Annotated in this window: 10 protein-coding genes; 3 read left to right on the top strand and 7 right to left on the bottom strand. The window is 71.8% G+C overall.

The annotated features are described in order from the left end of the window. The first annotated feature begins 101 nt into the window (after positions 1 to 101). Entirely contained in the window at positions 102 to 1085 is a 984-nt protein-coding gene (locus HDA43_RS36065) for a CAP domain-containing protein (protein ID WP_281395457.1), read from the top strand. Between the two features lie 360 nt (positions 1086 to 1445). Here the strand turns inward: HDA43_RS36065 and ilvC are convergent, their stop codons facing one another. From ilvC to HDA43_RS22595, 5 genes are all read right to left on the bottom strand, one after another. Beyond that, positions 1446 to 2435 carry a ketol-acid reductoisomerase gene (gene ilvC / locus HDA43_RS22575; protein WP_514132221.1) on the bottom strand — a complete coding sequence of 330 codons (990 nt, stop codon included), beginning with the start codon at positions 2433 to 2435 and terminating at the stop codon, positions 1446 to 1448. A 30-nt stretch (positions 2436 to 2465) separates the two neighbouring features. Then, complete coding sequence (ilvN, locus tag HDA43_RS22580) at positions 2466 to 2990, bottom strand: acetolactate synthase small subunit (protein WP_179824903.1); 525 nt, start codon at positions 2988 to 2990, stop codon at positions 2466 to 2468. Between the two features lie 58 nt (positions 2991 to 3048). Continuing rightward, positions 3049 to 4806: an acetolactate synthase large subunit gene (locus HDA43_RS22585; protein WP_281395549.1), complete on the bottom strand. Its 1758-nt coding sequence runs from the start codon at positions 4804 to 4806 to the stop codon at positions 3049 to 3051. A gap of 278 nt (positions 4807 to 5084) precedes the next feature. Next, on the bottom strand, positions 5085 to 7760 hold the full coding sequence (locus HDA43_RS22590; RefSeq protein WP_246424487.1) for a putative bifunctional diguanylate cyclase/phosphodiesterase: 2676 nt from the start codon (positions 7758 to 7760) through the stop codon (positions 5085 to 5087). Positions 7761 to 8023: 263 nt separating this feature from the next. Further along, positions 8024 to 8932, bottom strand: coding sequence for a 2-hydroxyacid dehydrogenase (locus HDA43_RS22595; protein WP_179824907.1), 909 nt, complete (start codon positions 8930 to 8932; stop codon positions 8024 to 8026). 71 nt (positions 8933 to 9003) lie between these two features. Here HDA43_RS22595 and HDA43_RS22600 point away from each other — a divergent pair, with 71 nt between their 5' ends. Further along, a complete protein-coding gene (locus HDA43_RS22600) occupies positions 9004 to 10167 on the top strand; it encodes a PQQ-dependent sugar dehydrogenase (RefSeq protein ID WP_179824909.1) in 1164 nt (387 codons plus the stop codon). A gap of 463 nt (positions 10168 to 10630) precedes the next feature. Next, positions 10631 to 10882, top strand: a complete 252-nt coding sequence (locus HDA43_RS22605) for a hypothetical protein (RefSeq protein ID WP_218912368.1) — start codon at positions 10631 to 10633, stop codon at positions 10880 to 10882. Between the two features lie 165 nt (positions 10883 to 11047). Here HDA43_RS22605 and HDA43_RS22610 read toward each other — a convergent pair whose 3' ends face one another. Then, entirely contained in the window at positions 11048 to 11857 is an 810-nt protein-coding gene (locus tag HDA43_RS22610) for a glycerophosphodiester phosphodiesterase family protein (protein WP_312873495.1), read from the bottom strand. A gap of 831 nt (positions 11858 to 12688) precedes the next feature. Next, entirely contained in the window at positions 12689 to 14758 is a 2070-nt protein-coding gene (locus HDA43_RS22615; RefSeq protein ID WP_179824911.1) for a VanW family protein, read from the bottom strand. Between the last annotated feature and the right edge of the window lie 78 nt (positions 14759 to 14836).

Genomic DNA, 14836 nt, shown 5'->3' on the forward strand with positions numbered 1-14836 from the left:
TACCGACAGCTCAAGATTTTGTCTGAAATTTCGTGACAGGGGCGTTGTGTCGCCGCCAGAATACGGGTTCGATCCGGCCTCAACCCTCTGGAGGACTCGATATGCGCAGACCGCTGGGGGCACTCGTGTGCCTTGGAACTCTGGCGGCCCTGAGCGCTCCCGTCGCCGCGAACGCGGCGGCCTCGCCGTCCGCGTGCGACGTCTACGCGGACCGGCCCCTCGTCACCGCCACCGGGAAGATCCACGCGTCCGCCACGCGGCTCGGCTGCCGCGACACCGCCCTGGTGCGGATCCAGATCAAGCGGGCCGTCGCCGGCGCCGACCCGGTCGTCAAGAGCGGCGCCTACAAGGGCCGCAACGGGCGGGCCCTCATGACCCTGCGGTGCGCGCCCGGTGTCTACTACACCGTCATCCGCGACAGCCGCGGCCACACCGCCACTTCCAGGGCGGCCAGGCTCTCGTGCGACCTCTCCTCCACGCCGACCGCCACCCCCTCGCCCACGGGTACGGCCGCCCCCACGGCGTCCCCCACCGCGACCGCCTCCCCCACCGCGACGGCGAAGCCCACCACGCCGCCCACGCCGCTGCCGACCCTGACCCCCACCGCGACCGCGAAGCCCACCGCGACCGCGACCGCGAAGCCCACCCCGACCTCGACCGCGAAGCCCAGCCCCACCTCCACCGCGGGCACGGTCGGCACGGCCGACGAGAACGAGGTGCTGCGCCTGGTCAACGTGGAGCGCGCGAAGGGCGGCTGCCAGCCGCTCAAGCACGACCCGCAGCTCCGCGCCGCCGCCTACGGCCACTCCGCCGACATGGCCGCCGAGGGCTACTTCAGCCACACCTCCCAGGACGGCCGCAGCTTCATGGACCGCATCCGCGCGGCGGGCTTCACCGGCGGAACCGGCTGGGCGGAGAACATCGCCATGGGCCAGCCGACCCCGGCCGCCGTGGTCACCTCCTGGATGAACAGCTCGGGTCACCGGGCCAACATCATGAACTGCAAGTACACCCTCATCGGCGTCGGCGCGGCCAAGAACTCCAAGGGCCAGATCTACTGGACCCAGGACTTCGCCGCCCGCTGAGACACCGCGGCACGCCGAAGGCGCCGCGAGGCGCTGACCGGCACTGAAAGGCCCTTAGAGCTGAAAGACACCGAAAGACGCGTCCGGCCCGCTCCCGCCCACGGCGGGGGCCGGCCCGGACGACCCCGGTGACCGCCGGGGTGGCCCCTCGCCGGGCCGCCCCGGCGGCCCGGTCCCCGCGGCCCAGGCCGCGGGGATCCCTTCCCCCCTCTCCTCCCACCTGGGCCGGGCCGGTTTCCGTACCTCCCCGCGGACGGCCCGGAAAGCGGAGGAGACGGCGACGCCCCCGCGGAATCGTCCGCGGGGGCGTCGCCGTACCGGGCGCCCCTCCCGGACAGCGGGTCCGGGAGGGGCGTGCCACTACTTCAGCCAGCTCATCATCGGGCGGAGCTTGGCGCCGGTGGCCTCGATCGGGTGCTGGGCCAGCTCCTCGCGGTAGGCGGTGAACTTCTTCTGGCCGCTGTCGAACTCGTCGACCAGCTCGCGGGCGAACTCGCCGGACCGGATCTCCGCGAGGATGCGCCCCATCTCCTTCTTGGTCTCCTCCGTCACGATGCGCGGGCCGCGGGAGTAGCCGCCGTACTCGGCGGTGTCGGAGACCGACCAGTACATCTTGTGGATGCCGCCCTCGTACATCAGGTCGACGATCAGCTTCATCTCGTGCAGGCACTCGAAGTAGGCGACCTCGGGCTGGTAACCGGCCTCGATGAGGGTCTCGAACCCGGCCTTGATCAGCTCGGAGACGCCGCCGCAGAGGACCGCCTGCTCGCCGAAGAGGTCGGTCTCGGTCTCCTCGGTGAAGGTCGTCTTCAGCGCGCCGGCGCGGGTGCCGCCGATGGCCTTGGCGTAGGACAGCGCGAGGTCCCAGGCGTTGCCGCTGGCGTCCTTCTCCACCGCGACGAGACACGGCACGCCGCGGCCCGCGCTGTACTGGCGGCGGACGAGGTGGCCGGGGCCCTTGGGGGCGACCATCGCGACGTCCACGCCCTCGGGCGCCTCGATGAGGCCGTAGCGGATGTTGAAGCCGTGGCCGAAGAAGAGCGCGTCGCCCTCGACGAGGTTCGGGGCCACGTGCTCGGCGTACAGGTGGCGCTGGATGTGGTCCGGCGCCAGGATCATGATCAGATCGGCTTCCTCGACGGCCTCGGCGGGCGTGAGCACGCGCAGGCCGTCGGCCTCGGCCCGCTCCCGGCTCTTGGACCCCTCCGGCAGGCCGACGCGGACGTCGACGCCGGAGTCGCGCAGGGACAGCGCGTGCGCGTGACCCTGGCTGCCGTACCCCAGGACGGCCACGTGCCGGCCCTGGATGATCGACAGGTCGGCCTGGTCGTCGTAGAAGATCTCAGTCACTTGCTTAACCTTTCGGGTTTCTCGTACGGCTTACGCGGTCCGGTCCAGGGCCCGCAGAGAGCGGTCGGTGATGGAGCGGGCACCGCGGCCGATGGCCACCATGCCCGACTGGACGAGCTCCTTGACGCCGAACGGCTCAAGGAGCCTGACGAACGCCTGCAGCTTGTCCGGGGTGCCGGTGACCTCGATGGTCACCGCGTCCGGGGCGACGTCCACGCAGCGCGCCCGGAAGAGGTTGACCAGTTCCAGCACGCTGGAGCGGGTCTCGGCGTCGGCCCGCACCTTGATCAGCGTGAGTTCGCGCTGCACGGCCTGCGCCGGGTCGAGCTCCACGATCTTCAGCACGTTGACCAGCTTGTTGAGCTGCTTGGTCACCTGCTCCAGCGGCAGCTCCTCGACGTTGACCACGATGGTCATCCGGGAGATGTCCTCGTGCTCGGTCGGGCCGACCGCCAGCGAGTCGATGTTGAACCCGCGGCGGCTGAACAGCGCGGCGACACGCGCCAGAACGCCGGGCTTGTTCTCCACCAGCACCGAGAGCGTGTGTCTGCTCATGCCTTCCTCCTCGCCGGGCGTCTCGCCGAGCCGCCGTGTCCGTCCGTCAGCCCGCCGCTCACACCTGGTCCTCGCCGTCCCAGACGGGCGCCATGTCGCGGGCGAACCTGATGTCGTCGTTGCTGGTCCCGGCGGCGACCATGGGCCAGACCATGGCGTCCTGGTGGACCACGAAGTCGATCACGACCGGGACGTCGTTGATCTCCATCGCCTTCCCGATGACCTCGTCCACGTCCTCGGGACGCTCGCACCGCAGGCCGACGCAGCCGTAGGCCTCGGCGAGCTTCACGAAGTCGGGGATCCGGCGGACCGTCTGCAGGTTGGTGTTGGAGTAGCGCTCGTTGTAGAAGAGCGTCTGCCACTGCCGGACCATGCCGAGGTTGCCGTTGTTGATGACCGCCACCTTGATCGGCACGCCCTCGATCGTGCAGGTCGCCAGCTCCTGGTTGGTCATCTGGAAGCAGCCGTCGCCGTCGATCGCCCAGACGACCGCGTCCGGGCGGCCCATCTTGGCGCCCATCGCCGCCGGGACCGAGAAGCCCATCGTGCCGGCGCCGCCGGAGTTGATGAAGGTGCCGGGGTTCTCGTAGCCGATGAACTGCGCCGCCCACATCTGGTGCTGGCCGACGCCCGCGGTGTAGATCGCGTCCGGGCCGACGAGCGCGCCCAGCCGCTCCATGACGTACTGCGGGGCCAGGGAGCCGTCCTCGAACGTCTCGTAACCCAGCGGGTACGTCTCCCGGTAGGCGTCGAGCTGGGTCCACCACTCGGCGTAGTCGCCCGTGCGCTCCTCCTTTCGCACCGCGGCGATCAGCTCGGCGATGACCTCCTTGCAGTCGCCCACGATCGGGACGTCCGCGTGCCGGTTCTTGGAGATCTCCGCCGGGTCGATGTCGGCGTGGACGATCCTGGCGTGCGGCGCGAAGGTGGACAGCTCGCCGGTGACGCGGTCGTCGAAGCGGACGCCCAGGCCGATGATCAGGTCGGAGCGCTGCAGCGCCCCGACGGCCGGCACCGAGCCGTGCATGCCCGGCATGCCCAGGTGCTGGCGGTGGCTGTCGGGGAAGGTGCCGCGCGCCATCAGCGTGGTGACCACCGGGATGCCGGTCATCTCGGCGAACTCCCGCAGCTCCGGCGCCGCGCCGGCCTTGTGGACGCCGCCGCCGACGTACAGCACCGGCCGCCTGGCCTCCACGATCAGCTTCGCCGCCTCGCGGATCTGCTTGGAGTGCGGCCGCGTCACCGGGCGGTAGCCGGGGAGCTGCATCACCGGCGGCCACTGGAACTCCGTCGTCGCCACGAGGGCGTCCTTGGAGATGTCCACCAGGACCGGCCCGGGGCGGCCGGTCGAGGCGATGTGGAACGCCTCGGCGATCGTCCGGGCGATGTCGGCCGGGTCGGTGACCAGGAAGTTGTGCTTCGTGATCGGCATGGTGATGCCGGAGATGTCGGCTTCCTGGAACGCGTCGGTGCCGATGGAGCCGCTGGCCACCTGGCCGGTGATCGCGACGATCGGGACCGAGTCCATGTAGGCGTCGGCGATCGGGGTGACCAGGTTGGTCGCGCCCGGACCGCTGGTGGCCATGCAGACCCCCACCTTGCCGGTGGCCTGCGCGTACCCCTGGGCGGCGTGCCCGGCGCCCTGCTCATGCCGTACGAGCACGTGACGGACCTTGGCGGAGTCGTATAGGGGATCGTAGGCGGGAAGGATCGCGCCGCCCGGGATCCCGAACACGGTGTCGACCCCGACGTGCTCCAGCGCCCTCACCAGCGCCTGGGCTCCTGTCATCTGCTCGGTCATCGGCTCGTTCCTCATGTGGCTGAGCGGGATGTATGGCATAAAAAAGGCCCCATCCCACCTTGCCAGGCGGGTCTGGGGCGGCGCGCAGGTCGAAGTGCTTCGCTTATCGGCCCGCGCGCCGGCGAAGTACTACGAGAATCCCACGGTGATGCATGGCTCCCACCATGGCCGACATTGCGGCCCCGCGTCAAATTGGTGGGACGGGTGTCTCACACTCCGAGATGAAATTCCGGGCAGGAGAGACCCATGGGACGGCCGTGCCGTACGGGACGCCTCCCCGTACGGCGCGGTCGTCAGACGGCGCTGTGCAGGCCCGCGGGCATGAGGTCGTCGATCCCCCGGGCGTCCATCGGCCGCGCCACCAGGAAACCCTGCCCCCGGGTGCAGCCCATCTCGCGCAGCAGGTCGAGTTGCTCGGGCCGCTCGATGCCCTCCGCCACCACGATCAGCCCCAGATCGTGGCCGAGCCGTACGATCGTGCGGGTCAGCAGGGTCAGCGTCTCGTCGGCGCCCAGCCCGGACACGAACGACGGATCGACCTTGATCATGTCCACTGGGAGCTGCCGCAGCAGCGCCAGCGAGGCGTAGCCCGTCCCGAAGTCGTCGATGGCCAGCCGCACCCCCAGCTCGCGCAGCTCCGACAGCCGGGTGAGGGTCTCCTCCGCGTCCTCGACCAGCATCTCCTCGATGACCTCCAGCGTCAGCGCGCTGGGCGGCAGGCCGCTCTCGGCGAGCGCCGACTCGACGGTCTCGACGAACCTCGGGGCCATGATCTGCCGGGCCGACAGGTTGAGCGAGAGCCCGATGTCCCAGGAGGACGCCCGCCACGCCGCCACCTCACGGCAGGCCCGGCGCAGGATCCACTCGCCCAGCGGGACGATCAGCCCGGTGTCCTCGGCCGGGCCGAGGAACCGCTCCGGCGGCACGAACGCGCCGTCCCGCCACCAGCGCACCAACGCCTCCACCGCGGTGACGCGCGAGGTCGCCAGATCCATCATCGGCTGGTACTCGATCGCGAACTGGTCCTCCAGCAGCGCCCGCTGCAGGTCGGCCGCCAACTCCAGGCGGCGCACCACGTCGGCGTGCATGTGCGCGGCGAACACCTCCACCCGCGGCCCGCCGATGTCCTTGGCCCGCGCCATCGCCACGTCCGCGTTGCGGATCAGGTCGGCCGAGGACACCTCCTCGTCGGCGAAGGCCACCCCGACGCTCGCGGTCATCGCGATGTCGCGGTCGGCCACCCGGAACGGCTCGGCGGAGACCGCCCGGACCAGCCGCTCGGCGAGGTCCACCGCCGTCTGGGCGTCGCCCGCCACCTCCAGCAGCACCGCGAACTCGTCACCGCCCCAGCGCGCCAGGGTGTCGTCGGCCCGTACGGCCGCGCGCAGTCTGCGGGCCGCCTGCCCCAGGAGGTAGTCGCCGCTGGCGTGGCCCACCGAGTCGTTGACCGCGGTGAACCCGTCCAGGTCCAGGAACACCACGGCGACGCTGTTCACCCCGGGACGGGCCAGCACCTCCCGGGTGCGCTCCTCGAAGTAGGCGCGGTTGGGCAGGCCGGTGACCCCGTCGTGGAACGTCAGGTGCGCCACCTGGTTGCGCAGCGCCTCCTGGCCGCTGACGTCGCGGGTCGTGACCAGCAGGAGGTTCTCGCCCCGGGAGTGCCGGGTGGCCACCGACTCGGTGGGCCGCCAGGTGCCGTCGGCCGCCCGCACCCGGCATCCGATCATGCAGGTGCCGCCGCCCTCGGCGTGCTCGTCCTCGAGGCTCATCGCGCGCAGCGCCATCTGGATGCCCGGGACGTCCTCGGGGTGGATGTAGTCGAAGATCGAACCGCCGACCATGTCCTCGGGGCGGTAGCCGTAGGTGACCTCCACCCCCTCCCCGATCTCCCGCACCACGCCCGCGTGGTCGCACAGCAGGACCACGTCACCGGTGCTCTCCGCGAGGTCCTGCAACTGCCGCTCGCCGAGGTCCATCAGGCGCCGCATCCGGCCGGCGTCGGCCAGCATCACGAACAGCCGCACCACCAGGACCGCGACGACCGACGTCGCCACCAGCGCCGGTACGGCGGGCGGCCCCGCCACGCCCCCGCCCAGCAGCCGCAGGACCAGGGCCACGGTCGCCACGAGTACCAGGATCAGCGGCACCGCCGCGATCAGCGAGGAGGCGGCCTGCCCACCCGCGCCCGATCCCGCGTCCGCGTTGTCACCCGGGTCCGAGGCGGCGGGCGTGCGCGCCGTACGGCGGCACCAGGGGACGGCGGCGAACAGCAGGAAGGCCACCGGCGCGAGCCAGAGCCCGAACGGCGAAGGATCGTCGCCCGTCATCCGGGTCAGCGCGCCCGCCGTCTCCGTGGCGGTGAGCACGGCCAGCAGCCCCAGCGCCGCCAGGCCGACCGGCCCCGCCGATCTGCGGGCGGGCAGCACCGCGGGCCCCACCGCGCAGGTGAAGGCCAGGCAGAGCACCGGCGAGGCCAGGGTCACCGCGAAGACGGCCGGCCCCCCGGAGTCGTGGTAGGCCGGTCCGAGCAGGGTGACCCAGCCGACCAGGAATATCGAGGCGGCGCTCACGTAGGCGTCGGAGGCGTCACGCAGCGACGCCCGCCCGTACGCCGGCCGGACCGCGCACAGCCCCGTGCCGATGGCGAGCATCGCCGTACCGGCCAGGACCATCAGATCGGCGAAGCTCACCGCGAACGGCGTGCCGTCCGCGATCGGCCGCACGCCCGCCCCGGCCAGCCAGGTGGCCGCGCCCCCCGCCAGCCAGCGCCAGGCCCGCGCCTCGCGCCGGTCGGCGATCCGGAGCACCGCCATGATCAGCGACACGACGGCGACCGCCGCCGCGGCGACACCCGCCACCGTCCCGGCGACCGCGGCCGAGGCGCCGTCGGCGAGCGCGGCGGCCAGTCCCGCCGCGCCGAACCCGGCGACCGCGGCCGGCGGCACCCGGGGGTCACGCCAGCGGATCAATGTCGTCTGCCCATCGGTGTCGTCTCGTCCTGCCTCCGCGGCGTTCCCTTGGCCGCCGCCCCAGCGTCGCCGCTGTCACCACGTCATCCTTCGTCCTCCGCCCGAACCGGGCGGCACACGACCAGTCTGTGCTTTCCGGTCGGCGCGGATGGTGACAACGCCGTAGTCGTCACCGATCTGATAACCATGTAACGATCGAGATCGCGCCATCCACGGTAGGCGGCGGAGGTCACGAGGCAGCCACGGCCGGATTCCTTTCCCGGTCAGTACGAGCCGGTGATCACGTTCTTCAGCGGCTCCCCCGCCAGATACCGCAGCAACTGCGAGCGGAGCAGCCGCAGCGTGCGCCGCCCGGAGGCCGGGGTGCTGCCCGCGACGTGCGGGGTGACGAACGCCCCGGGAGCCGTCCACAGCGGGTGCCCCGGGGGCAGCGGCTCGGGATCGGTGACGTCGAGCGCGGCCCGGATCCGGCCCCGGCGCAGCTCGGCGACGAGCGCGCCGGTGTCCACCACCCCGCCCCTGGCCGCGTTCACCAGCACGGCGCCGTCCTTCATCGCCGCCAGGAACGCCGCGTCCACCAGGCCCGCCGTCTCGGGCGTGGACGGCACCAGCAGCACCACCACGTCGGCCCGGGGCAGCAGCTCCGGCAGCTCGTCCTGGCCGTGCACGCCGTCCCGCGCGGTCCTCGCCACCCGGACCACGTCCACCTCGAACCCGTCGAGCCTGCGCTCCAGCGCCTCGCCGATCGATCCGTAGCCGACGATCAGCACCGTGGAGTCGGCGAGCACGCCCGTGTGACGGTAGGCCCACTCCCCCCGCCGCTGGGCGGCGGCGAACTCCGGGAAGTCCCGCAGCACCGCGATCATCGCGCCCACCGCCCACTCGGCCGTCCCGGCGTCGTGCACCCCCCGCGCGTTGCACAGCACCACGCCCTCGGGCAGGTGCGGCCGGTACCCTTCCACCCCGGCCGTGACGGTCTGCAGCAGGCGCAGCCCCGACATCCGGCCCAGCAGCCCGCCGACGTCCGGCACCGGCAGCAGCGGGGGGATCCAGACCTCCACCTCCTCCGCCCCGGCCGGGTGGGGACCGGTGCCGTCGTAGACGACGCACTCCACCTCGGGCAGATCACACAGGACATCGGCGGCGGCTCGGGAGGGGACCCAGATTTTCATGTCCCGCATTATCCAAGGGATCACCCCGGAACCTCTTCGGGTATGCAGCGGTATTGACGGAGGAGGTAAACATGATCCGCTTCGCACGCTCGGCCCTCGTCGTGGCCGTCACCTCGGGGGCCGCCCTGGCGGTCGGCTGCTCGGCGGCCCCGGCCGAACGCTCCTCCGGCCCGTCCGCCCCGGGCTCGCAGAGCGCCCGGAGCACCCCGGGCGGCCAGGACTCCCCGGGCACTCGGGACGCCCAGGGCTCCCCGGAACCGCCCGCCACCGGCGTCCCGGCGGGTGAGCCGCGCACCCTCGCCGAGAACCTCGCCGTCCCCTGGGGCATCGCGTTCCTGCCCGGCGGCGACGCCCTGGTGACCGAGCGCGACACCGCCCGGCTGCTGCGCGTCACCCCCGCGGGCAAGGTCACCGAGGTCGGCCGGATCGACGGCGTCAGTCCCTCCGGCGAGGGCGGCCTGCTGGGCGTCGCGGTCTCCCCGACCTTCGCCGACGACCACCGGATCTTCGTCTACTTCTCCTCCGCCCGCGACAACCGGATCGTGCGCTACCGCTACGACCGCGAGCTGGCCGACCCCACGGTGATCCTCGACGGCATCCCCCGGGGCGCCATCCACAACGGCGGCCGCCTGGCCTTCGGCCCGGACGGGTACCTGTACGCCAGTACCGGCGAGACCGGGAACCAGTCGCTGGCGCAGGCCCTCGGCTCCCTGGGCGGCAAGATCCTGCGCATGACCGAGGACGGCCGGCCCGCGCCCGGCAACCCGTTCCAGAACGTGATCTGGAGCTACGGCCACCGCAACGTCGAGGGCCTGACGTGGGACCGGTCCGGGCGGATGTACGCCAGCGAGTTCGGGTCCAGCTCGTTCGACGAGATCAACCTCATCAGGAAGGGCGCCAACTACGGCTGGCCCGAGGTCGAGGGCACCGGCGGCGGCCCCCGGTTCACGGACCCGATCGTCACCTGGCCCACCTCCGAGGCGTCCCCCTCCGGCCTGGCCTACGCCGACGGGTCCCTCTGGGTGGGAGCCCTGCGCGGCCAGCGGCTCTGGCGGGTCCCCCTGAACCCGGACGGCACCGCCGGCAGGCCCGTCCCGCTCTTCGAGAACCGGTACGGCAGGCTCCGGGCGGTCGCCACGGCACGGAACGGGTCGCTGTGGTTCGGCACCAGCAACAGGGACGGCCGCGGCTCTCCCCGCCGAGGCGACGACCGCCTCCTGACCCTGAAACCGTAGGGGTTTCTCTCGGGCGGGTCCCCTCGCTGGTTCCTTTTCTCAGGCCGGGATTTCCCGCTTTGGGGGTGTTTCCCTGGTTTGGGCTGATCGGTGGTTGTCGGGTTGGTGTTTGTGCGCGCTGCGGTGGGTGGGTGTTCCGGCCGGCGTTGTGGCTGGGCTCTGGTTCCGACCGGCCTTCGGCCTGGCCTCGGGCGCGGTGGTTTCCGGCGTTTTGAAGCCGGCCGGAACACCCACCCACCTCCGCGCCATGGCTTTCGGGACCGTACGGCCCGCTCGCCGTAGCTGCTCCCTTCCGGACCGCCCACGGTCCTCGCCGCCGCTGAAGCCATCTGTTGCTCCTGGCTCAGGGCGAGCCGCCGTAGCCGTTCCTCTTTCACCTCCTCGCCGGCCCCGCCGTAAAGGATCTTCCGACCCGCCACGCGGCGTCCCCTTCCTCGCCGCGGAACTCCGGGTCCGCGCGGCGGTGCTGGGCCTGCTCGGCGTACACGGGCTGGCCGAGACCGCCGCCCGGGTCACCGCCCCGGTGCGGTTCCTGCTCCAGTGGGACGACAACCTGGTGCCGCGGGCCCAGGGTTCGGCGCTGTTCGACGCTCTGGCGTCGGCTGACAAGACGCTGCACGCCAACCCTGGAAAGCCGGGGAGGTTCCCGAGTTCGAGACTGGCAGCTCGCTGCGATTCTTCACCCGGCACCTCGGTTAGGGTCGCCACCTCGTGATCCGCGACGCGCCGGTCGGGATTCGTTCCCGGCCGGCGCGTTCGCGTCAGGCGGCCCGACATGAGAGCGGCTGCGGGGCTCGGTCATGTCGAGGGTGCTCGTCTGGTGCGGACCGTGTACCGCAGGGGCCGGGATCGGGAGATCACCGACAGGGATGCGAGCCGATCAGGCGCACTTTCCCTTGAGCCACTTGTGGTAGGCGTCGGTGAAGGTGGTGGCCACGCGCTTCGGTCCCTGATCGAGGACGCTCTGCCACTTGGCGGTGTTCCCGGTCCAGGCGGGCGGCGGCTCCTCCCATTCGACGCTGTCCGTCCACACCGGCCTGTTACGGAGAACGTTCGAGAGGCCCTGGGCGTTGACGCGGCTCTGAAGCTCGGCCCAGATCGCGGAGTCGTGCGAGTAGACCATGATCTCCTGGGCGCCGTAGTTCTCCTTGATCGGTCCGAGGATCTCCGACCAGGCCCGGGACTTGATCGCCGCGTCCCCGTTGAACAGGGACTGCTTGGCCGCCGGCTTGATCTCGACGAGCGCGATCATGTTCCTGGAACGCATGGCGCTCAGCCACTCCCGGAACGTGTAGACGGTCTCCCCGACGTACACGCCCCGGTTGATGCGCCGCCCCTGGAGCTTGTCGTCGCCGGCGGCCCACCAGATCTGGTTGACGGGTTTCTTCACCCCGGTCAGGCCCCAGGTCGAGTCGTTGTGCCACATGACCGCCTTGGTGCCGTCCCTGGTGAGTTGCAGGTCGGCCTCCACCCCGGCGGCACCCCAGTTCTTCTGCTGTTGGATGCCGGTCGGGTGGTTGGGCTGGCGGACCTGGTCCCGGTTCCACGTGTCGGAGCCGTTCGCCCCGCTGGGATAGCCGCCGTGGCCGAAGATCAGAGGGCAGGCGGGCAGCGCCGCCGCGGCGGCGGGAGCGGCGGGAGCGGCGGGCAGGAGGGTCGCCGTGGTGCCGACGACGAGGGCCGCGAACACGCCGCGAACGGACGAGAGACGCAGCGGGGCATCGCCGGTCGGGAAGGTGCGGGAGTACGGAGATCTCAAGGGGACCTGCTTTCGGTTCAGGAGGCCGACTCCAGCCTCCCAGCGGCCCCAAAGATCCACAACCTCTCCGAGGCTCCTTCGGCAGCGGCAGGACGCTGGCACGAGCGGGTCGTACGACTCGGCGGATGGACGCCAGGGGCCGTGTCGAGGCCGTTCACCGGCGATCACCGCGATCCACGACCACCGACCCGCCATCGGCGGGAGCCAGGTTGTACGGCGGTGCGTCATGCATGCGGGCCCTGCGAGGATGCCCCAAGCCCATGCGGGCTCCCGCAGCCGACCCATCGAAGAAGGGCGGCTACGGCGGGGATCGTGGGCGGCCAGAAAGCGAGGGGCTACGGCGCCCGGCCCTGCGCTCTCCCCCGCCAGTGTGGCCGCAAGGCTACGGCGACCCGCCCTGAGCCAGGAGCAACAGATGGCTTCAGCATCGGCGAGGACCACGGGCCGGCGGAAAGGGAGAAGCTACGGCGAGCGGGCTGTACGAACCGGTCGGACATGGCGCGGAGGTGGGTGGGTGTTCCGGCCGGCTTCAAAACGCCGGAAACCACCGCGCCCGAGGCCAGGCCGAAGGCCGGAGACCACCGGATCCCAGCCACAACGCCGGCCGGAACACCCACCCGCCGCAGCGCGAACAAATGACCGGCCCGGCAAGCGTAAAACCGCCCAATCCCAGGAAAAACTCCCAAGCAGGAAAAGGCTCAGCCTGAACGGCCGGAACGCCCACCGCGGCGCGGAAAGCCCCGCCCCGGGGAAGGGACCCGCCTAGTCCGCCTGCTCCCGTTCCGAGTCGGAGGCGGGCGTGGAGTTGCAGGTCAGGTTGGTCTCGGGTTTGTAGACGACCTTCCTGGTCTCCCGCTTGACCTCCCGGTCGTCCTGCTTGAAGATCCGGGTCACGTCGATCGAGAACCCCTGCTGGCCGGTCATCGGGATGCAGTCGGGCCCGCTGCCGGTCGCGTTCTCGAAGGGCGTGAAGTCGTAGCGGTCGGAGGAGACCGACTCGACGTCGTATCGCCGGGTGCTCCAGAAGGAGACCGTGACCGAGGTGGTGGTCGTCGAGGTCTTCACCAGCACGCCGTACTTCGAGTCGTTCTTCCAGCGGAAGTCCGGCGCGGGCCAGGAGACCGTGGACTCCCGCCCCGCCGGGTAGCGCGAGATGTAGAACTCGTGCGGCACGTGCTGGACGTCCTCCAGGCCGCCGAAGAACACCGCGTTGTACATGGTGGTGACGAACTGGGAGATGCCACCGCCCACGGAGTCGATCAACCGGCCGTTCTGGATCATGGGAGCCGGGACGAAGCCCCGGGCCGTGTCGCGCTGGCCGATGACGCCGTTGAGGGAGAAGATCTCGCCGGGCTTGACGAGGTAGCCGTCCAGGAGCCGGGCGATCGTGCGGATGTTGGTCACCCGGGGCTGGCAGCAGGGGAAGTTCGTGGTGAACTCGCTGATCTTCTCCTTGATCCCGAGCCCCCGCGCCTCCGCCTCGGAGATCCGCGGCTGGACGGTCGTCAGCGTGACGGGGATCGTACGGCTGCCGCCCTCGGCGACCATCCGGGCGACCGACTGGGCGAGCCGGTGGTCGTCGACGCCCTTGCCCCGGCGGCCGGGGACCAGCCGGGGCTTGCCCCCGACGATCTCGAAGGTCGGCTCCCGGGGGGCCAGCGCCGGATCGACGAGCTTCTTCTCGACGGTCGCCACCGCGTTGGCGGCGTCGAACGCGGGGCGCATGCCGCCCGCGCCGTCGGGTTCGAAGGACAGGTGGGCGGCGAGGGTCTCGGCGTCGAGCCGGGCCTGCCTGCCGGAGTGGGTGAGGGTGACCGGGCCGGCCACGGCCTTGTCCGCGTCGGCCGCGACCCGCTTGACGATCGCGGCCGTGACCTCGGGCCTGACCGTCGAGACGGGCAGCTCGACCTCCCGGGCGGGGCCGAGGAACGCCTTCTCGATGGCGCGGGCGGCGGCCTCCCGGTCCAGCTTCCGGCCGGATGCCGGGGTGACGGCCACGGGCTTGAGGCCCTCGAAGGTGACGGCCCCCTCCCGCACCTCGACGTCGACCTTCCTGGCCAGGGCCTCGACGGTGGAGTCCAGGAGTTCGGGCTCGACGCTGACCTTGGGCTTCAGGTCGGTGGTGGCGGTCAGTGCCCGCCAGACCTGGGTCGGGCTGGGAAAGCCGCTGGACGCCTGGTCGATGGTCGAGACGACGTCGAACTCCAGCCCGGCCTTGCCGGGGTCGATCGCGTACTTCTTGCCCGCGGCCCGGACGACCACGTCCTTGGCCTCGTCGTCGGCCAGCTCGTCCCTGAGCCGGTCGGCGGCCTCGGTGGCGGTCAGCCCGCCGATGGGGACGCCGTGGACCCGGGTGCCGGGCAGCATCTTCCCGGACATGAAGATCGCAGCGGCGGCGTAGGCGGCGCCGACCAGCACCGCGAGGGCCAGGACCGCGGCGATGATCCGGCGGAGCCGCCGCGGGGGCGGGTTCTCCTCGCCGGAAGAGGACGGCTCGGGCCTCGCCGGGCCGCCTCCGGGAGCCAGGGACGGTTCGTCCCGCAGGGTCCGCTGCTGCAGGGAGCTCTCGGGCTGGGCGGCCACCCGCCAGGGCTGGGCGGCCGGGGTCACGGGCGGCAGGCCGCCCGGCCGGCCGGTCTGCCCGGCGGCGCCGGAGGGCTGTGCCGGGGCGGAAGGACCGAAGATGTCGGGTGAGACGCCCGGGGGCAGGCGCGAGCCGTTTCCGGAAACCGGGGCGATGCCGCGGGCTCCCGGGCGGACGGGCCGGGTGGGAAGGGGCACCGCCGCGAACGGGTCGGTCGGCGGGTCCGTCGGTGATCCGGCGTTCCCCACAGCCCCGGCTCCTCCTGCGTCCCGCGTCCGGCTCTTCCTGCCGCAACCCTAAACCAGAACCACCGGCGAAGCTCCGGA

Source organism: Streptosporangium sandarakinum (assembly GCF_013409935.1).
Classification (GTDB): Bacteria; Actinomycetota; Actinomycetes; order Streptosporangiales; family Streptosporangiaceae; genus Streptosporangium; species Streptosporangium nondiastaticum.